We start from the raw sequence: 18,676 nt of genomic DNA, 5'->3' as shown, positions 1-18,676 counted from the left end.
GATGCCGTGGTGGTCGTGGCTCCTGATTTGGGGCGCCCTCGGAATCGGGCTCGTCGGCATGCTCGTTTTCTTCGCGGTGACGCTCTTCCGCAAGCTCATGCGTGCCATGAACGCGCTCGGCACGCTGGGTGACCAGGTAGCTGCGCTCGACGCGACCGTCAGCGAACTCACACCGACCGCACCGCGTCCGGCCATCTTCGACGACAAGTATGAGTTGGCGTACGCAATCGAAGCCGACCGGTACGCCAGAACAGTGCGACGCCACCGTCGGCGGGATGCACTGGTGAACCGGGGTAAACTGTTGAAAACTGTTAGAGACAAAAGGATGGACCACAATGCTCGGTAACCTCACCGGATGGCACCTCCTGATCATCGTCTTTATCGTCTTGCTCCTCTTCGGTGCACCCAAGCTCCCCGGCTTGGCCCGCAGCCTTGGCCAGTCAATGAAGATCCTGAAGCACGAGATCAGGACCGACGACACCGCGAAGGTGGCTAACCCAGACGCTCCGAAGTCCGACACCACGGGTACGTCAGACACCACGGGTACGTCAGACACCACGGGTACGTCAGACCCGACGACTAAGTCGTAGCTCGCGTGGCAGTGCGCACCCCTCGGCGTACGAACAGCGAAGGGAAGATGCCCCTCGGGCAACATCTTCTTGAACTGCGGAAGCGTCTGTTCCTGGCCGCCGCAGGCATCGTCGTCGGCACAATCATTGGCTGGTTCCTTTCTGGTTTCGTTTGGGATGCGCTGCGTGAACCGATCTATGCCATCGCACATGCGCAAGATCGCAACGCCCAGATCAACTACCCGAACATCACGTCTGCCTTCGACCTGAAGCTGAAGATCTCGTTCTACGTTGGGATCATTGTGTCGAGCCCCATGTGGCTCTACCAGATCTTTGCTTTCCTGGTGCCTGGGCTCACCCGTAAGGAAAAGCAATACACCTTCGGCTTCTTCTTCTCCGCCGTGCCCCTGTTTCTCGCGGGTTGCGCCGCTGGGTGGTACGTGCTGCCACACATCGTGGAACTCATGACCGGCTTCGCCCCGCAACAGGATGCCGCTTTCATTGCCGCAACCGAGTACTTCGACTTCGTGCTGAAACTGGTCCTGGCCATCGGAATCGCGTTCGTGCTGCCGGTGTTCATCGTGCTGTTGAATTTCGCAGGCGTGATCAGCGCTGCGTCCGTCATCAAATCCTGGCGAATCGCCATCCTCGTGATCATTCTCTTCACGGCCATTGCCACCCCGTCAGCCGACGTTGTGTCGATGTTCGTACTGGCGATCCCCATGATCGCGCTGTACTTCATGGCCTGGGGCATCGCCTGGCTGCATGACCGCAGGGCAGCGAAGCGCAATCTCGCGTTCTCCGACGAGCTGGCGCTGTAGGCAGACAACATGACCGACACCGAATCCCTGTCTCCCGCCGAGCGGTACGCTGCTGCGCGCTCCCGCGCGACCTTCTCCCAGGTCGAGGCGTTCCGCGCCGGCCTGCGCTTCGATCTCGATCCCTTCCAGCGCGCTGCGTGCGAATCGCTTGAGCAGGACAACAGCGTGTTGGTCGCTGCGCCCACCGGGGCTGGCAAGACGATCGTTGCGGAGTTCGCCGTCTTCCTGGCCATGCGCCAGCGCTCAGCCAAGGTCTTCTACACCGCGCCCATGAAGGCGCTCAGCAATCAGAAGTACCAGGAGTTCGTTGCCGAGTACGGTGCAGAGAACGTCGGGCTGCTCACTGGGGACACGAATGTGAACTCCGGCGCCCGCATCGTGGTGATGACAACCGAAGTGCTGCGCAACATGCTGTACGCCGATTCCAGCCTGCTCACCAACCTCGCGTTCGTCATCATGGACGAAGTGCACTACCTCGCCGACCGCTTCAGGGGCGCTGTGTGGGAAGAAGTGATCATCCACCTGCCCCAAACCGTCAGGCTCGTCTCGCTCAGCGCAACAGTGTCGAACGCGGAAGAGTTTGGCGACTGGCTTCAGGTTGTACGCGGCGAAACCGACGTGATCGTCTCAGAGGAACGCCCCGTTCCCCTCGAGCAGCACGTCCTGGTCAAGAACAAGATGCTCGACCTGTTCGATTCGTCTGGCCTGGCAGCGACGCACCGCGTCAACCCAGAGTTGGTGCGCCTCGCCTCATCAGGAGGCCGCTCCATCGGCAGCAGGTCGACGGCCAGCCGACGCGGCAATGACCGCGGTAGCTACCACCAGCGCATGCAAGCGGATGCCGGCAAGATGCCGCGCGCAGAGATCGTCGAGCTGCTCGCCGGCAAGCATCTCCTGCCCGCGATCTTCTTCATCTTCAGCCGGGTGGGCTGTGACCAGGCCGTCAAACAGGTTCTCCGCGCCGGCGTCCGGTTGACGGATGCCGAAGAGCGGGAAGAGATCCGGCAGATCGTCGATGAGCGCTGCCGCACGCTGCTTGACGAAGATCTTGCGGTGCTTGGGTACTGGGAATGGCTCGACGGACTGGAGCGCGGCGTCGCCGCACACCACGCCGGCCTGCTTCCCGCCTTCAAAGAGGTCGTTGAGGAGCTCTTCCAGAAGAAGCTCGTCAAGGCCGTCTTTGCGACGGAGACCCTTGCGCTCGGTATCAACATGCCGGCCCGCACGGTAGTGCTGGAGAAGCTTGAGAAGTTCAACGGCGAAGCACGCGTTCCCATCACGCCGGGGGAGTACACCCAGATCACGGGCCGCGCCGGCCGCCGTGGCATCGACGTCGAGGGTCACTCCGTCATCCAGTGGCAGCAGGGTCTCGATCCCCAGGCCGTCGCATCTCTTGCCTCTCGTCGCACGTATCCGCTCAATTCCAGTTTCAAACCGACGTACAACATGGCAGTGAATCTCATCGACCAGTTCGGTCGAGCGCGCACCCGAGAGATCCTGGAGTCCTCGTTCGCCCAGTTCCAGGCCGACAGGGCCGTCGTTGACCTGGCCAGGAAAGTTCGTGCGCAACAGGAGTCCCTCGCCGGCTATGCCGCATCGATGACCTGTCATCTCGGCGATTTTGCCGAGTACTCCGCGATTCGCCGCGCGCTGACCGATCTGGAACGCGCGGGTAGCGCGGGGGACACCGGCTCCCGCGGACAGCGGGAGAAGCGCCAGCGCGAGCTGAACAGCCTCAGGAAGCGCATGCGCTCACACCCGTGCAACAGCTGCCCAGAGAAGGAGCAGCACGCGAGGTGGGCTGAGCGCTGGTGGAAGCTGAAGCGTCAGACGGATGCCCTGAACAGCCAGATCAATGCCCGCACCAACGCTGTGGCCCGCGTGTTCGACCGCGTCACCGACGTGCTGCTCGGTTTCGGCTACCTGGTACCGAATGAGCACGGCGCGCTCGAACTCAGTGAGAGCGGCCAGATTCTCCGCCGCATCTATGGTGAGCGCGACTTGCTCATCGCTGAGTCACTCCGCCGGGGCCTGTGGAACACCCTCGACGCGCCGAGCCTGGCTGCGATGGCCTGCGCCCTCGTCTTCGAACCACGCCGTGATGAAGGCATGATCGACGAACGATGGCTTCCGAAGGGCTCGTTCAGGCCGGCTCTCGACGCCACCCAGGATCTCTGGAGTCGACTCGACGACCTGGAGCGCGACAATAAACTGCCCGGCAGCAACCCGCTGTCCGTCGGACTGAGTCTGGCCATGTGGAAGTGGGCGAAGGGTGCATCGCTCGGCGATGTGCTCTACGAAGCTGACATGGCCGCTGGTGACTTCGTGCGCTGGACGAAGCAGACAATCGATCTGCTCGACCAGTTGTCCGTCGTCGCTGACGGGCAGGTGGCGCGCACGGCACGTTCCGCGATGGACGCCATCAGGCGTGGCATCGTGGCCTACAGTTCTGTCGCTTAGGCTATCGAGGTGAATCAACCAGACCGACGGCTGCTGAATATGCCGCTATGGGCATCCATTCTGTTGGCCGCGGGCGCCGGTGTCATCCTCGACGCCGGGTTCCCGGATCGTAACTGGTGGATTCTGGCACCGGTTGGCGTGTTCCTCATGCTGGTCGCCCTGCTGGGTAGAGGTGCGTGGACAGGGCTGCTGGTTGGTGCTGTCGCCGGCCTGTCATTCTGGCTCACCCACATCCACTGGATCACCCTCTATCTCGGCCCCGTGCCGTGGTTTGCGCTGGCCGGCCTCGAGAGCATCTTCTTCGCTGTCGGCATGAGCCTCATCGCCGTCGTGCTCAAGCACGGACCGCGTATCTGGCCCGCACCACTTGGCCGCATCGGGATGGTGCCGATCGTGGTGGCCGGCCTCTGGACCGCGCGCGAGGCAATCTCGGCCGTCTGGCCCTATGGCGGGTTTGCCTGGGGCAGAGTCGCCATCTCTCAGTCGGAGAGTCCCTTCAACTCGCTGGTGGCCTGGGTCGGTATGTCCGGCCTCAGCTTCGTGATGGTCTGGCTGTGTGCGTTGGTGCTCCAGCTCATCCGCTCAGGTGACGTCTCTGTGTCTGCACGCGCAGCGATCGCGATCGCATCCGTCGCCCTCCTGCTGGTCTTCCCTGCATGGCCGACGGTGCAGAGTGGCACGACCAGGCTTGCCGCCGTGCAGGGAGCATCAGACGCCGGGCTGTTTGCGAAGTACACGCCGGGGCAGATCCTGAACGACCACACCTCAGCGACGCTGCCCCTGGTGGGGGAAGACCTGGACTTCGTGGTGTGGCCGGAGAACGCGAGCGACATCGACCCGACCCGTTCGGCCACCGCTGCCCAGGTGCTCGACTATCTCAGCACCGAGCTCGACGTTCCCATCGTCGCCGGCACCATTACGCTGCGTGACGATGTCTACTACAACACGTCGCTGTTGTGGAAGGCGGGGGAGGGCGCGGTGAACTGGTACGACAAAGTGCATCCGGTTCCCTTCGCTGAGTACATGCCTGACCGCGCGTTCTGGCGCCCATTTGCGCCGGAGCTGATCGACCTGATCAGTCGCGACTACGGGATCGGCACGCGCAGCAACGTCTTTGACATCAACGGGATCCGGGCAGGGATCGCGATCTGCTTCGATATAGCGGATGACGAGCTGGTCCACTCCATGATCGACAACAAGGCCGAGATCATTCTCGCCCAGACCAACAATGCTGACTTCGGTCACACCGACGAGAGCGTGCAGCAACTGGCGATCGCCCGACTCCGTGCCATTGAAGCCGGACGTACAGTCGTGAATATCTCGACCGTGGGCTCCAGCGCCATCATCACGCCAGACGGATCGACACTCGACCAGCTGCCGACATGGGAAGCGGGGGCGATGGTTCAGACGGTGCCGCTCAGCCAGACCGTCACGCCGGCGATGTCGCTCGGTCGCGGCATCGAATGGCTGGTATCGGGAATCGGCATTGCCGGCTTCGCGCTGTGCGCATTCACCGCGCGTGCGGCGGGAACACAAAAGCGCCGAAACTCGTTCGGCGCTTAGGTGTGTGGGCAGCTGTGCTGCCAGAGAATCGGTCGGCTATGCGCCGATCTTCTGCTGTCCGCGGCGTTGGCGCAGGTACGTCAGTCGCTCTTCGAGAATCTCCTCGAGTTCGGCACGTGTGCGTCGCTCAAGCAGCATGTCCCAGTGGCTCCTGGCGATCTTCTCATCCGAGTGGTCGACAACCACCGGTACTGAGTCGACCAAGCGCGTCGCGACCTGGGAGCAGTACTTGCACTCCCACTCGTCGGGCGGCTCAGCTTCTGCAGAAAACACCATCACGGTGTCGCGACCGCACGTCGCACACTTATAGGTGTAGCTGGCTCGAGGCGAGAAGGTGACGCCCTCTTCACTCTGCAGGCTTTGTGCGCCCAATCTCATTCCACGCAAACTGCGATCTGCCATCGTGTGGTCTCCTCTCGATGCACTCCCAGTTCTAAACCATCAAGCTGGGCGTTATCTTTCCGTTATACGGATTCTCGGAGACTACTCTCAGACTCGGTCGGCGATCAGGGCAACCGCGAGGTCAGTTCTGTCAGTCACGAGGCCGTCGACGCCCATGTCCAGGAGCCTATTCATGTGGCGGGGATCGTTGATCGTCCACACGTGAACCTCGACGCCTGCGGCGTGCATCGCCGCGATCACTCGTGGGGTGACGAGTCGCACGCCCTTGGCGCGCTCAGGGATTTGCACGGCACGCAGGCCACGCAGTGCATGCCGGGTGGCCAGTGGCCACCCGAGCTTCGCGGAGAGCACAGCGCGGATGACACCGCTGCTGGATGCCGATGAGGCCACTCCTGGCAGGAGTTGCGCTGTGCGACGACGACGGTTCTCAGAAAAGGATGTCACGAGTACCCGGTTGGTGGCCCGCTGGCGCAGGATCGCCGCTGCGGTCGGACCGACAGCGTCATCTGATTTCACGTCGATGTTGAGTCGGGCGTTCGGGAAGGCTTCAAGCAGTTCGTCGAGCGAGATAAAACTCTGTCCCTGGCCGAGGTCGATACGCCGGAGCTCAGCAATCGTAAGCTGGCCAACCTGGATGTCTCGGCCGGCGACGCGAGAGAGATCTGCATCATGGCTGATGACTGCGACCCCATCGAGCGTCGCGTGGACATCGGTCTCGAGGTGCGTCGCTCCGGCATTCAGCGCTTTGAGAAAAGCGAGAAGGGTGTTCTCAGGGGCGTCAACGGCAAAGCCCCTGTGCGCGAATACGCGAGGTCGTGAGCCGACAAGGAAATCATGTCGCTGGCGTGATGCCATGGGGAACGGCTTTCTGAAAACGGGAAATGCGGTCATTGTCACGCGGTGGACTAAGCCTCTGGCGTGCCTGGCGTGCCTGGCGTGCTTGGGTTACCACTCTGTCCGAATGCACGGCCGATGCCCTTCAGCGCCTCCGTGAGTTCACTCGGTACGATCCACAGTTTATTCGCTGTTCCCTCTGCGAGCTTCGGCAGCGTCTGCAGGTACTGATAGGCGAGCAGCTTCGGATCGGCATCGCCGTCGTGAATAGCCCTGAACACCGTTTTGATTGCCTCGGCTTCACCCTGGGCTCGGAGCACGGCAGCTTTCGCGTCGCCCTCTGCCGACAGGATCGCTGCCTGCCGCGCACCTTCGGCGGTCAGGATGGCTGACTGCTTCGTACCTTCTGCGGTCAGGATGAGGGCACGGCGATCACGCTCGGCGCGCATCTGCTTTTCCATCGAGTCCTGGATGGAGAGGGGCGGGTCGATGGCCTTGAGCTCGACTCGCCCGACACGGATGCCCCACTTCCCCGTCGCCTCGTCCAGCACAACGCGCAATTGCCCATTGATGTTGTCGCGACTGGTGAGCGCCTCCTCCAGGTTCAGCCCACCGACGACGTTACGCAGGGTTGTGGTTGTGAGCTGTTCGACAGCGCCGAGATAGTTGGCGATCTCGTAGGTTGCGGCCCTGGCATCCGTCACCTGGAAATAGACGACGGTGTCAATTGACACCACGAGGTTGTCCTCAGTGATGACCGGCTGGGGAGGGAACGACACGACCTGCTCACGCATGTCGATCAGGGGACGCATCCGGTCGATGAACGGAACCAGGATGTTCAGGCCAGGCATCAAGGTCTTGTGGTAGCGGCCCAGACGTTCCACCACACCGGCGGAGGCCTGTGGCACGATTCTGATCGCCTTGAACAGCGTGACGATCACAAAGACCACGACGATCAGAATGATGACCGTCACGACTATGAAGGTCACAATTTGTGCTGCATCCATCAGTTTTCCCTCTCAGCGGGGAGCACGACAGCCGTCGCCCCGTCAATTGCGGTCACCAAAACGCGCTCGCCTGGCCCAATCACCCTCGCTGGTGCGCCGGGGGAGAGCCGCGCCGTCCAGATCTCGCCGTTGGCAAGGCGAACCTGTCCGCCACTGGAGCCGATCGACGAGACGACCCGGCCGTCAATGCCGAGAAGAGCGTCAATGTTGGTCGCACTGGGATCGCCTCCGCGCTTCAGAGCGCGCAATAACGGGGGCTTGATGCCGAAGAGCAAGACGACGGCGAGGATGGCGGCCAGAATGAGCTGCAGCCACCACGGTGCGCCGAGAAGGCCGGCCACCAGGCCGCCCAGGCTGCCGATGGCAATCATGAGGAACGTCAGTTCAAGCGTCACCATTTCGACGGTCATGAAGATCAGGATGAGCACCAGCCAGACAATCCAGCCGTAGTCTGCTACGAAAGCGTCCATGCCCTTTTCCCCTCGCTCATCTGCACTTCGACGCTAGCAGGTGCGCGCCGCCTTCCGTCGTTGCTTGTTGGTAATGTCGAGGTGCACAGATTGACGCATTACTAGAGGAGCACGCGTGACGAACCCACTTGCCGCAGGATCACTCGACGGACGACGAGCACTCGTCACTGGATCCTCGCGAGGTATCGGCGCCGACACCGTCGGCTATCTCGCCGAGGCGGGCGCCCAGGTAGTCATCAACTACCGCAACAAGGCTGCGCGGGCGCAGAAGCTGGCGGATGCCATCACAGCGGCCGGCGGAACGGCGATCACCGTTGGCGCTGACCTCACCGATCCGGAATCGCTCACCACACTGTTCGACACGATTCGTGCCTCATACGGCGGACTCGACATCCTGGTCATGAACGCCTCTGGCGGAATGGAAAGCGGCATGGCTGCTGACTACGCCATGCAGCTCAACCGCGACGCGCAGGTGCAGCTGCTTCAGGCCGCGCTTCCGCTGCTCGGCGAGGGCTCGCGCGTGGTCTTCGTCACGAGCCACCAGGCGCACTTCATCGCCACAACCCCGACGATGCCGGAATACCTGCCGGTCGCATTGAGCAAGCGTGCGGGGGAGGACGCGCTGCGCGCTCTCATCCCAGAACTCGAGGCGAGGGGCATCGAATTCGTCGTCGTCTCCGGCGACATGATTGAAGGCACCATCACGGCGACGCTGCTTGAGCGTGCGAACCCAGGCGCCCTGAGTGAGCGCAAGGAATCCGCCGGACGCCTCTACAACGTCAGCGAGTTCGCCGCAGAGGTGGCCCTGGCAGCCGTTGAACCCGTCCCAGCCGACCACACGCGCTACGTGGGCGACACCTCAGACTTCACAGCGAGCTAGCCGCTTCCGCACAATCGGGCAGCCGGACAGATGGAGACGCCATGAGTGATGTCCGTTCGACAAATACCCATGACCTGATTCGCGTACAGGGTGCGCGCGAAAACAATCTGAAGGACATCAGTCTCGAGATCCCGAAGCGCAAGCTGACGGTGTTCACGGGTGTGTCCGGCTCCGGCAAGAGTTCGCTCGTCTTCGGCACCATTGCCGCCGAATCGCAGCGACTGATCAACGAGACCTACAGCGCTTTCGTGCAGGGCTTCATGCCCTCGCAGGCCAGACCAGATGTCGACGTGCTCGAAGGGCTGACGACGGCGATCCTCGTCGACCAGGAGCGGATGGGCGCCAACGTTCGCTCTACGGTTGGCACAGCCACCGACGTCAATGCGCTGCTCAGGATTGTTTTCAGTCGACTCGGACAGCCGTATGTCGGTTCACCGCAGGCGTTCTCCTTCAACGTTGCCTCGGTGAGCGGAGCCGGTGCGATCACCATGGAGCGCGGGGGACAGACGGTAAAGGAACGCCGCAGCTTCTCGGTGACGGGTGGAATGTGTCCACGCTGTGAGGGTATGGGCAGCGTGACCGATCTTGACCTGACACAACTCTTTGACGACAGCAAGTCGCTCAACGACGACGCGCTCACCATTCCTGGCTACAACGCGGGCGGCTGGAACATGCGGCTTTACAAGGAGTCGGGCTTCGTTGACCCGGCTAAGCCGATTCGCGAGTACACGAAGAGAGAGCTTCAGGACTTCCTGTACAAAGAACCGGTCAGAATGAAGATCGCCGGCATCAACATGACCTATGAGGGCCTGATCCCCAGGATCCAGAAGTCAATGCTCTCCAAAGACAAAGAGTCGATGCAGCCGCACATCAGGGCATTCGTCGACCGTGCCGTTGCCTACACCACCTGTCCGGAATGCCGCGGAACCAGGCTCAATGAGGGAGCGCGGTCGTCGAGGATCGCCGGGCTGAACATTGCCGACACCTGCGCCATGCAGATCAGCGACCTGGCCGTGTGGGTCAGGGGCCTCTCTGAACCGTCCTTGACGCCGCTGCTCACCGCACTGGTCAAGACGCTCGACTCGTTCGTCGAGATCGGACTCGGCTACCTGTCGCTTGACCGTCCGGCGGGCACGCTGTCTGGGGGAGAGGCGCAGCGCACCAAGATGATTCGCCACCTCGGCTCGTCACTCACCGATGTCACCTATGTCTTTGACGAGCCCACCATCGGGCTGCACCCTCACGACATTCAGCGGATGAACGCGCTGTTGTTGCAGTTGCGTGACAAGGGCAACACTGTGCTGGTCGTAGAGCACAAACCGGAGACCATTGTGATCGCAGACCACGTCGTCGACCTGGGTCCTGGGGCCGGTGTCAGTGGTGGTGCCGTCTGTTTCGAAGGCACTGTGGAGCAGTTGCGCACCAGCGACACCCTGACCGGCCGCCATTTCGACGACAGGGCGCAGGTCAAAGACACCGTGCGAACGCATGCGGGCACGCTTGAGATCCGTGGGGCGACGGCCAACAACCTCCAGGACGTCGATGTCGACATCCCGCTCGGCGTGCTGACGGTCATCACGGGCGTGGCCGGCTCAGGCAAGAGTTCGCTCGTGCACGGCTCGGTGCCAGCGGGCGCTGGAGTGGTCTCGATCGATCAGACTGCAATCCGTGGCTCCCGACGGAGTAACCCGGCGACATACACCGGACTTCTTGAGCCGATCCGCAAGGCGTTCGCCAAGGCCAACGGCGTGAAGCCGGCACTGTTCAGCGCCAACTCGGAGGGTGCCTGCCCCAACTGCAACGGTGCGGGTGTCACCTTCACCGATCTCGGGATGATGGCCAGCGTCGCCACCACCTGTGAGGTGTGCGAAGGGAAGCGGTTCGAGGCATCCGTCCTTGACTACCACCTCGGCGGCCGAGACATCAGCGAGGTCCTCGAGATGAGCGTGGCAGACGCCACGGAATTCTTCGGCTCTGGCGAGGCGCGCACGCCGGTAGCGCACACGATTCTTGAGCGCCTCTCAGACGTTGGGCTGGGCTATCTCAGCCTGGGTCAGCCTCTCACGACGCTGTCCGGCGGTGAACGCCAGCGCCTGAAGCTGGCGACACAGATGGCGGAGAAGGGGAGTGTGTACGTCCTGGACGAGCCAACGACAGGCCTGCACCTCGCCGACGTGAAGAATCTCCTTGGGCTGCTCGATCGACTCGTCGACTCTGGCAAATCGGTCATCGTCGTCGAGCACCACCAGGCGGTCGTGGCGCACGCAGACTGGATCATCGACCTCGGGCCCGGTGCGGGTCACGATGGCGGCCGGATTGTCTTCGAGGGCACGCCTGCCGACCTCATCGCCGCTCGTTCAACGCTGACAGGCGAGCACCTTGCCGCTTACGTTGGCTCCTGAGCAACGAGGCAGACAGCGTACGCCATCTGCCAGCAGAATTGCCCGGCAAGTTTGTCGTTATGTCAAGTAGATTGATATTATGTCAACAAAATCGCTGATCGGAGCAGAAGTGTCAGGGAATAGCGATTGGGCACGATTTACCGGCGTCGACCAGGTGGCGTGAATGCCGCGATGCACTGGCGAGGTGCTCACTGACACGAGGCTCACTGACACGAGGCTCACGGCGCACTAAACGCATCAGCTTCTCCAGTGCACTCGTCGAACATGACGGAAACCGCAACTGACCAGCACAAAGAATTGGCATCGACGCATAGTTCTTCATATTGGATCGCCCCAATCAATACTCATATCAGGTGCGCCGATAATGCACATTATGTCAACAAGGAGAATGACTGCCCCTACTGCCGGCTGTCATCCTCGTCAGACTCCGGCGCGGGCGGCTTGGACGAGTTCGCTTCCAGCACGAGCTCCAGCAGCCCGGGAAAGCGTCGGTCGAGTTCCTCCCGGCGCAGCCAATTCCGGTGCCGATTGCCCTGCACTTCCTGCCTGATCACGCCGGACTCCCGGAGGATCCGCCAGTGCCGGGTCAGGGCGGACTTGGTGACGCCGAAGTCGGAGCTGCTGCACGCGGTGCCTGGATCGGCTGCGATGTAATGGACGATCGCGCGCCTCGTGGGATCAGTTAACGCGGACATGACCGCGAACAGGTCGAAGTCCTCTTCGTCGGGGATCGTCAACGGATTTGCCAGACGACTTGCCATGGCCCCTGCCTCGTTCTCTACGTTTGCGCAACACATTGATGTACATGTTTGGGTGTACATAAGTTACGCTTCATGTACACAAAGAAGTGTACATACTTCCGCACCCGCTGCGCCAGAACGAACGAACGAAGGAACGAACCATGAAGATCACAGTCATCGGCGCCGGAGCCATCGGCGGCAACCTCGCCCGCCGCCTTAGCGAGGCCGGCCATGACGTTCTCGTTGCCAACACCCGTGGCCCCGAAGTCGTCGCAGACACGGTCCTCGCCACCGGTGCACGCGCTGTGGAGCTGTCCGCGTCCGTCGCGGGGCGTGACGTTATCGTCCTGGCAATTCCGTTCTCGGCCCAGCCGGACCTCGCCGACCTGCTCGGCACCGTCCCCGCCGAGACAATCGTGGTCGATACCTCGAACTACTACCCGTTCATGAGGGGGCCGGTCGAGGACGTCGACGACGGCGAGGTCGAGAGCCTCTGGAGCCAGAAGAAGCTCGGTCGCCCGATCGTGAAGGCGTGGAACGCGGCGCTGGCCGGCACCCAGCAGACCAAGGGACTGCCGGCAGGCTCTCCAGGCCGCATCGCGATTCCAGTCGCCGCGGACTCAGCCGAGGCACGGACCACGGTGATGCAGCTCGTCGACGACACAGGCTTCGACGCCTTCGATGCGGGTGTGCTCGCCGACTCGTGGCGCCAGCAGCCCGGAACGCCTGCGTATTGCACCGAGCTTGGCCTTGACGACCTCGCCGCAGCCCTCGCAGCGGCCGACAAGGACAAGGCACCCGTTCAACGCGACCACCTCATGGAGCACTTCGGCTCTCTTGAAAACGCCCCGTCGCTCGACGAGATCGTCGCGATCAACCGTTCGGCCCACCAGTAGCACCCCACACGCCGGGATGCAGTCGGTGAGCGCTAGCCGATTTGTTCGGCCAGGGCGAGGATGATGCCGGCCGGTCCGCGGAGGTAGCAAAGCCGATAAGACGTCTCATATTGCGCAACCTCGCCAAGGAGTTCGGCGCCGTGGGCGCGTAGACGGGCAACGGTGTCGTCGATGTCATCGACGGTGAACATGACTCGATGGAGGCCGAGCGTGTTGGGCGGCAGGTTCTCCTGTCCGGCGGTGGACGCGGCGGGCGCACGGTACCTGGTTAGTTCCAGCCTGCTCTGGCCGTCTGGAGTCCGCATCATTGCGATATCGCTTCGGACACCGCTGAGACCGACCGTGCCGTCCACCCACGGGCCTTCGACCGACGTCCTGCCTTCCAGCTCCATACCCAGTTCGGCGAAGAATGCCACAGCCGCGTCCAAGTCGTCGACGACGATGGCCACATTGTCCATCCGCTGAATTGCCATCACTCCCCCATCGCGGCAGGCCTGGATGAGCCATGCCTGCTGGTATGCAACATACATACGAGATGGATAGTTGGCTATCGCACTTTGTGAATCGTGGGTCAATGTCTGCCGGTACCGACCCATAAAGAGGAGGATGATGACGATGCCATCCAACGCGGTGAACGGAGAGGTAGTGAACATCATGCATCACACCGACGCTAACGACCCGAAGACCAACCCAGAACACGCCAACCCAGAACACGTCAGCCCAGACCAGGTAGACCCGGAGACAGGAACCGGCCCAGACGGCATACCTGTCGACAACCCGTCCGGGTAGCGGCACGGGCCCGAGCGGGCCCGCAACCGAACGCCACTCCCCCGACAAGTCAGGACGGGACTCACGCGTGCCCTATGGTCGAGGAATGGATCTGACGGCAGTGCCAACGCTCAACGGCTCACGGGTGACCCTCGAGCCGCTCTCCCCCGAACATGTTCCGGCGCTCAGCGTCGCAGCGGCCGAGGGTGAGCTGTGGCGTACCTGGTACACCTCGATACCCCACCCCGACGCAATGGCAGACGAAGTCACTCGACGTCTTGACCTCCACGCGAGTGGTCGCATGGTTCCCTGGGCCACCAGACTCGTGGCGACAGGGCAGATTGTCGGCATGACGACGTTCATGAACCCCAGTAACGATGTCCAGCGCCTGGAAATCGGTTCGACGTGGCTTGCGCGAAGTGCCCAGGGCACAGGGGCGAATCGGGATGCGAAACTCCTGCAGCTGGGCTACGCGTTCGATGAGCTTCAGTGCATTGCTGTTGAGCTTCGAACCCATTGGCACAATCGTCAGTCGCGCACTGCGATAGCGGCCCTCGGCGCCAAGCAGGACGGTGTCCTGCGTAGTCACTCTGTCGGTCCAGACGGCGCCCTCCGCGACACCGTCGTCTTCTCGATACTCGATAGCGAATGGCCCGCCGTTCGAGCGGGTTTGCGCCACTCCCTCTCAATGGGAAGCTTGCGCCCCGAATAACGCCGTCTTCCAGCTTTCCGGCGCTGGAACACACGCGCATACTGGCGGGAGCGAGAGGAGCCTCGTCATGGCCGCACTGATCAGCTCGGCATTGATGTCACTCGACGGATATATAGCGGATGCCCAAGGCAACTTTGACTGGGCCGCCCCGACGGACGAAGTCCATGCTTTCGTCAACCAGCTCGAGCGCCCGATCGGAACCTATCTATACGGCCGCCGCATGTACGAAGTGATGTCGTTCTGGGAAACAGCCACAGATGAACTGACCCTGTCTGGCCCTGCTCTGGAATACAGCGATATCTGGCACTCCGCAGACAAGATCGTGTATTCCCGCACCCTTCCAGAAGCGCCAGGTGCACGCACGCGCATCGAACGATCCTTCGACGCGTCCGCAGTCAGGGCGTTGAAGGCGGCAGCATCGCGCGACATCTCCATTGGCGGCCCTGAGATCGCTGCCGAGGCTCTCGCGGCCGACCTCGTCGACGAGATTCACCTGTTCGTGACTCCAATACTGGTGGGTGATGGCACGCCATTCTTCCCGCATGGGTCGCGCGTGAACCTCACGTTACGTGACGAACACCGCTTCGATGACGGCACGATGCACCTGCACTATCTCGTCATCCACTGACGTCTGGGCAACGGGGATACTACCCACATTCGGGCACAGAGTGAACCCGTTTACGTTGCGGTTAAGGCCGCCTACTGTGAACTGGAGAGTCACTAGCTAGGTCAGGGGCGCGCCCATTGCGACCCCGCCATATCGCCGAAAGCGAGAGTGCAGAGATGAATCTGACCCCGAGGGAAATCGACAAGCTGTATATCTACCAGGTCGCGGATCTGGCACGAAAACGGCGCGAAAGAGGTACCAAACTCAACGTTTCCGAAGCCCAGGCCTTGATCAGCGAGGCCATTCTCGAAGCCGCCAGAGACGGTAAGAGCGTTGCCGAATGTATGGAGCTCGGCAAAGGCATCGTCAAGGAGAAGGAATGCATGGATGGCGTGCGTCCCCGCATCGCCCTGCTACAGGTCGAAGCCACGTTCGTTGACGGCACAAAACTCGTCTCTTGCCACGACCCAGTGGGGGTTTAGCGGATGACGCCCGGCCGGGATCCGTCGTGGATTGTGTTGGTCGGTGGGCACGAGAGTAACGATGGCGCTGACCTTGAGTTCATCAAGGCCGCACTGCCAAACGTGCTGTCCAGCCCCCCTGGACGTCCTCTGAACAACGTCGTTTCACGAGCACTCGATGCCACGGACGGCGTCGTAGCTGTGCTGCCGATGACGTTTGGGCGCAATCCGACGATGGTTGCCGATGCGGCCAAGACGATGCAGTGGCTCTCGACAGGACGAGAAGGTGGCCGACTCGCGTTGTGCGACCCATTCGGTTCCGCTGACCACCTCGTCGCCTGGCTGCGTACTGCGGCCACCAGGACGAGTGCGCGACGGCCCAATGCCGGCATCATCGTCGCAGCGCCTCGGTCGAATCCATTCGACGATGCCGAACTGTATCGACTGGCCCATCTGGTGCGCACACACGGTGCGGGAAACGACGTCGAGGTCTGCTGCTATGAATCCGACGGGGACGTCGTCCAGAGCATCCAACGCTTTCGAGCGTTAGGGCGGGGCGAGACCGAAATTGTTCCCGCTGGGTTCGCGCGAACGTCACCTGTTGACTTTTCAGCGACGGCGACAACCGGCACCGAATTCTACGGACCGCTGATGAGTGAGCAAGCGATCATCCGCGTCATCACTGAACGCGTTACGGAGGCCGAGCACAACCTCGGACACGGTCAAAACGGGATCGAGGATGGCCTGCTGGCTGACCACGATCACGGTTTTGCCCACTCCCACGCATTCGAAGAAGGGCAGGCCCCGCACACCCACTCACACGCCGGAGTCCCCCACACCCATGGCGGGCACGGCGAAGGACACAACCACGAAACGCACTCGGACCAGTCCGATGTACGTCCAGACGAATTCACGCACAGTCATTGACAGGTGGAGGAAAAATCATGCTTGGAAGCCCAAAGTACGAATTTGGCAGCGATCAACTGGAACTCAATGCGGGTCGAGCCCATGTCACCTTCAAGGTGAGCAACACCGGTGATCGTGCCGTTCAGGTCGGTTCGCATTTCCACTTCTTCGAAGCCAACAAGGCCCTCAAGTTCGATCGCGAGAAGGCATACGGGATGCACCTCGACATTCCGGCGGGGACAGCCGTCCGGCTGGAACCCGGAGACACGAAGGAAGTAACGCTCGTCGCGTACGCCGGGAATCGACACATCGTCGGTTTCAACAACCTCGTCGACGGTGGGCTCGATTCTGAACGCACCCGCATCCAGGCGATCGATCGCATGCGAGAACTCAAGTATGAGGACGGCACGCCAACCGCGCGTTCCACCGCCACGAAGGGGAAGAAATAATGGCTCTCATCTCACGCAAGGAATACTCGGACCTGTACGGACCGACCCGTGGCGACAAAGTCAAGCTGGCCGATACCAACCTCGTGATCGAGATTGAGAAGGACTACAGCGAAGGTCACTATGGCGATGAGATCGTCTATGGCGGTGGTAAGACCGCCCGTGACGGGATGGGTGCCGATCCACAGGCGACAGGCGCCAACGGGGTACTTGACCTTGTCATCACGAATGCGATTATTCTCGACCCGGTGCTCGGAGTCATCAAAGGTGACATCGGCATCAAGGACGGACTGATCGTTGGCGTCGGAAAGTCTGGCAATCCACAGCTCCAGAGCGGCGTCGACCCTCGGCTTGTCGTCGGTCCAGGCACAGAGCTACTGGCCGGCGAGCACCTCATCGCAACCGCGGGCGGAATCGACTCCCACGTGCACTACATCTCGCCGCAGCAGGCGCAAGCGTCGCTGTCCAATGGGATCACCACGCTCTTTGGCGGTGGTACCGGGCCGACAGATGGCACAAATGGCGTGACGACGACGCCTGGCGCCTGGAATATCCACCGCATGCTTGAAGCTGCCGAAGAGATGCCCGTCAACCTCGGGTTCCTTGGGAAGGGAAACGGCTCGCTCCCCGGCGCATTGATCGAACAGCTCGAAGCCGGAGCTGCTGGCCTCAAGGTGCACGAGGACTACGGCGCAACGCCGGCCGCGATCAGCAATGCGCTGGACGTCGCTGAACTGTACGACGTCCAGATTTCGGTGCACACGGACAGCCTCAACGAGTCCGGGTTCGTCGAGAACACGCTGGACGCGATCAACGGACGCACCATCCACACCTTCCACACAGAGGGTGCTGGTGGTGGACACGCCCCAGACATCCTGAAGGTTGCCGGCCACTCCAATGTGTTGCCGTCATCGACCAACCCAACGCTGCCGTACACCGTGAACTCGGTTGACGAGCTGCTTGACATGGTCATGGTCTGCCACCACCTCTCGCACGACATCCCAGAGGACGTCTCATTTGCGGACTCCCGGGTACGTGCGGAGACGATCTCGGCAGAGACGGTGCTGCACGACGAAGGCGTCATCTCGATGATCTCGTCTGACTCGCAGGCCATGGGGCGCGTGGGTGAATCATTCACCCGCACCTTCCAGGTGGCCCACCACAACAAGGACCAGCGCGGAAAGCTGCCGGAGGATGCCGAAGGCAACGATAACTTCCGCGTGCTGCGCTACCTGGCCAAGATCACGATCAACCCCGCCATCACCCAGGGCATTTCGGACTACGTCGGTTCGATCGAGCCCGGAAAGATCGCAGACATCGTGCTGTGGCCAACGGAGTCCTTCGCTGCAAAGCCGAAGCTCATCGTGAAGGGTGGCTTGATCAACTGGGCGCTCATGGGAGACCCGAACGCCTCGCTGCCGACTCCGCAGCCGGTGTATTACCGGCCGATGTTCGGAGGCATGGGCCGGGCGCAGCAGACCACCCGAGTCACCTTCATGTCGAAGGCAGGCATTGAGAATGGCATCCCGGAGAAGCTGGGGCTGGAAAGCAAGGTGCTTCCCGTGAAGCGGACCCGCAACATCGGTAAGGAGAGCATGGTCAGAAACAACGCCCTGCCGGTCATCGAAGTCGACCCTGAGACGTTCAAGGTGACGTATGACGGCAAGCCGGCGACGATCAAGCCAGCGAAGACACTTCCGTTGACCCAGTTGTTCTTCTTGGCATAGTCGAT

21 protein-coding genes are annotated in these 18,676 nt (G+C 61.8%); 15 read left to right on the top strand and 6 right to left on the bottom strand.

Going from position 1 to position 18,676, the window contains the following annotated elements; all coding sequences use genetic code 11:
• The first annotated feature begins 1 nt into the window (after position 1).
• From AC25Y4_RS04095 to lnt, 5 genes are read left to right on the top strand one after another with little or no spacing between them, the layout of a single operon-like run.
• A complete protein-coding gene (locus tag AC25Y4_RS04095) occupies positions 2 to 346 on the top strand; it encodes a hypothetical protein (protein WP_488119091.1) in 345 nt (114 codons plus the stop codon).
• Positions 336 to 590, top strand: coding sequence for a twin-arginine translocase TatA/TatE family subunit (gene tatA, locus AC25Y4_RS04090; RefSeq protein ID WP_488119090.1), 255 nt, complete (start codon positions 336 to 338; stop codon positions 588 to 590). The genes AC25Y4_RS04095 and tatA overlap by 11 nt, the downstream gene beginning before the upstream one ends.
• Positions 591 to 637: 47 nt before the next feature.
• A complete protein-coding gene (gene tatC / locus AC25Y4_RS04085) occupies positions 638 to 1,390 on the top strand; it encodes a twin-arginine translocase subunit TatC (protein WP_488119089.1) in 753 nt (250 codons plus the stop codon).
• A 9-nt stretch (positions 1,391 to 1,399) separates the two neighbouring features.
• Positions 1,400 to 3,850, top strand: coding sequence for a DEAD/DEAH box helicase (locus tag AC25Y4_RS04080; protein ID WP_488119088.1), 2,451 nt, complete (start codon positions 1,400 to 1,402; stop codon positions 3,848 to 3,850).
• A 9-nt stretch (positions 3,851 to 3,859) separates the two neighbouring features.
• Positions 3,860 to 5,413 carry an apolipoprotein N-acyltransferase gene (lnt, locus tag AC25Y4_RS04075; protein WP_488119087.1) on the top strand — a complete coding sequence of 518 codons (1,554 nt, stop codon included), beginning with the start codon at positions 3,860 to 3,862 and terminating at the stop codon, positions 5,411 to 5,413.
• A gap of 36 nt (positions 5,414 to 5,449) precedes the next feature.
• Here the strand turns inward: lnt and AC25Y4_RS04070 are convergent, their stop codons facing one another.
• The 4 genes from AC25Y4_RS04070 to AC25Y4_RS04055 all read right to left on the bottom strand — a co-directional run bounded on the left by AC25Y4_RS04070 (position 5,450) and on the right by AC25Y4_RS04055 (position 8,126).
• Positions 5,450 to 5,815, bottom strand: a complete 366-nt coding sequence (locus AC25Y4_RS04070; protein WP_488119086.1) for an RNA polymerase-binding protein RbpA — start codon at positions 5,813 to 5,815, stop codon at positions 5,450 to 5,452.
• An 87-nt stretch (positions 5,816 to 5,902) separates the two neighbouring features.
• A complete protein-coding gene (locus tag AC25Y4_RS04065) occupies positions 5,903 to 6,670 on the bottom strand; it encodes a glycerophosphodiester phosphodiesterase family protein (RefSeq protein WP_488119085.1) in 768 nt (255 codons plus the stop codon).
• A 50-nt stretch (positions 6,671 to 6,720) separates the two neighbouring features.
• Positions 6,721 to 7,656, bottom strand: a complete 936-nt coding sequence (locus tag AC25Y4_RS04060; RefSeq protein WP_488119084.1) for an SPFH domain-containing protein — start codon at positions 7,654 to 7,656, stop codon at positions 6,721 to 6,723.
• Positions 7,656 to 8,126 (bottom strand): NfeD family protein, encoded by a 471-nt coding sequence (locus AC25Y4_RS04055; RefSeq protein ID WP_488119083.1) that lies wholly within the window; start codon positions 8,124 to 8,126, stop codon positions 7,656 to 7,658. The genes AC25Y4_RS04060 and AC25Y4_RS04055 overlap by 1 nt, the downstream gene beginning before the upstream one ends.
• 115 nt (positions 8,127 to 8,241) lie before the next feature.
• Between AC25Y4_RS04055 and AC25Y4_RS04050 the strand changes: the two genes are divergently transcribed.
• Positions 8,242 to 9,006, top strand: a complete 765-nt coding sequence (locus AC25Y4_RS04050; protein WP_488119082.1) for an SDR family oxidoreductase — start codon at positions 8,242 to 8,244, stop codon at positions 9,004 to 9,006.
• A 41-nt stretch (positions 9,007 to 9,047) separates the two neighbouring features.
• Positions 9,048 to 11,408, top strand: a complete 2,361-nt coding sequence (locus tag AC25Y4_RS04045) for an ATP-binding cassette domain-containing protein (RefSeq protein WP_488119081.1) — start codon at positions 9,048 to 9,050, stop codon at positions 11,406 to 11,408.
• Between the two features lie 398 nt (positions 11,409 to 11,806).
• Here AC25Y4_RS04045 and AC25Y4_RS04040 read toward each other — a convergent pair whose 3' ends face one another.
• The gene (locus tag AC25Y4_RS04040; RefSeq protein WP_488119080.1) at positions 11,807 to 12,169 is read right to left on the bottom strand and encodes an ArsR/SmtB family transcription factor; all 363 of its coding nucleotides are present in this window, start codon (positions 12,167 to 12,169) and stop codon (positions 11,807 to 11,809) included.
• 140 nt (positions 12,170 to 12,309) lie between these two features.
• Here AC25Y4_RS04040 and AC25Y4_RS04035 point away from each other — a divergent pair, with 140 nt between their 5' ends.
• The gene (locus AC25Y4_RS04035; RefSeq protein WP_488119079.1) at positions 12,310 to 13,044 is read left to right on the top strand and encodes an NADPH-dependent F420 reductase; all 735 of its coding nucleotides are present in this window, start codon (positions 12,310 to 12,312) and stop codon (positions 13,042 to 13,044) included.
• 32 nt (positions 13,045 to 13,076) lie between these two features.
• On the opposite strand, the gene AC25Y4_RS04030 is transcribed toward AC25Y4_RS04035, so the two are convergent.
• Positions 13,077 to 13,574 (bottom strand): VOC family protein, encoded by a 498-nt coding sequence (locus tag AC25Y4_RS04030; protein ID WP_488119078.1) that lies wholly within the window; start codon positions 13,572 to 13,574, stop codon positions 13,077 to 13,079.
• An 85-nt stretch (positions 13,575 to 13,659) separates the two neighbouring features.
• On the opposite strand from AC25Y4_RS04030, the gene AC25Y4_RS04025 reads away from it, so the two are divergent.
• The 7 genes from AC25Y4_RS04025 to ureC all read left to right on the top strand — a co-directional run bounded on the left by AC25Y4_RS04025 (position 13,660) and on the right by ureC (position 18,671).
• Positions 13,660 to 13,833 carry a hypothetical protein gene (locus AC25Y4_RS04025; RefSeq protein ID WP_488119077.1) on the top strand — a complete coding sequence of 58 codons (174 nt, stop codon included), beginning with the start codon at positions 13,660 to 13,662 and terminating at the stop codon, positions 13,831 to 13,833.
• 85 nt (positions 13,834 to 13,918) lie between these two features.
• Positions 13,919 to 14,524 (top strand): GNAT family N-acetyltransferase, encoded by a 606-nt coding sequence (locus AC25Y4_RS04020; RefSeq protein ID WP_488119076.1) that lies wholly within the window; start codon positions 13,919 to 13,921, stop codon positions 14,522 to 14,524.
• Positions 14,525 to 14,591: 67 nt separating this feature from the next.
• A complete protein-coding gene (locus AC25Y4_RS04015) occupies positions 14,592 to 15,152 on the top strand; it encodes a dihydrofolate reductase family protein (RefSeq protein ID WP_488119075.1) in 561 nt (186 codons plus the stop codon).
• A gap of 155 nt (positions 15,153 to 15,307) precedes the next feature.
• Complete coding sequence (locus tag AC25Y4_RS04010; protein WP_488119074.1) at positions 15,308 to 15,613, top strand: urease subunit gamma; 306 nt, start codon at positions 15,308 to 15,310, stop codon at positions 15,611 to 15,613.
• Positions 15,614 to 15,616: 3 nt separating this feature from the next.
• On the top strand, positions 15,617 to 16,519 hold the full coding sequence (locus AC25Y4_RS04005) for a sirohydrochlorin chelatase family protein (protein ID WP_488119073.1): 903 nt from the start codon (positions 15,617 to 15,619) through the stop codon (positions 16,517 to 16,519).
• Positions 16,520 to 16,536: 17 nt separating this feature from the next.
• Entirely contained in the window at positions 16,537 to 16,947 is a 411-nt protein-coding gene (locus AC25Y4_RS04000; protein ID WP_488119072.1) for an urease subunit beta, read from the top strand.
• Positions 16,947 to 18,671, top strand: coding sequence for an urease subunit alpha (ureC, locus tag AC25Y4_RS03995; protein WP_488119071.1), 1,725 nt, complete (start codon positions 16,947 to 16,949; stop codon positions 18,669 to 18,671). The genes AC25Y4_RS04000 and ureC overlap by 1 nt, the downstream gene beginning before the upstream one ends.
• Positions 18,672 to 18,676 lie beyond the last annotated feature (5 nt).

It is taken from the genome of Leifsonia sp. Y878, from assembly GCF_057669685.1.
Note: the sequence above shows the minus strand (reverse complement) of the source record. Positions and strands in the feature narration are given on the sequence as shown.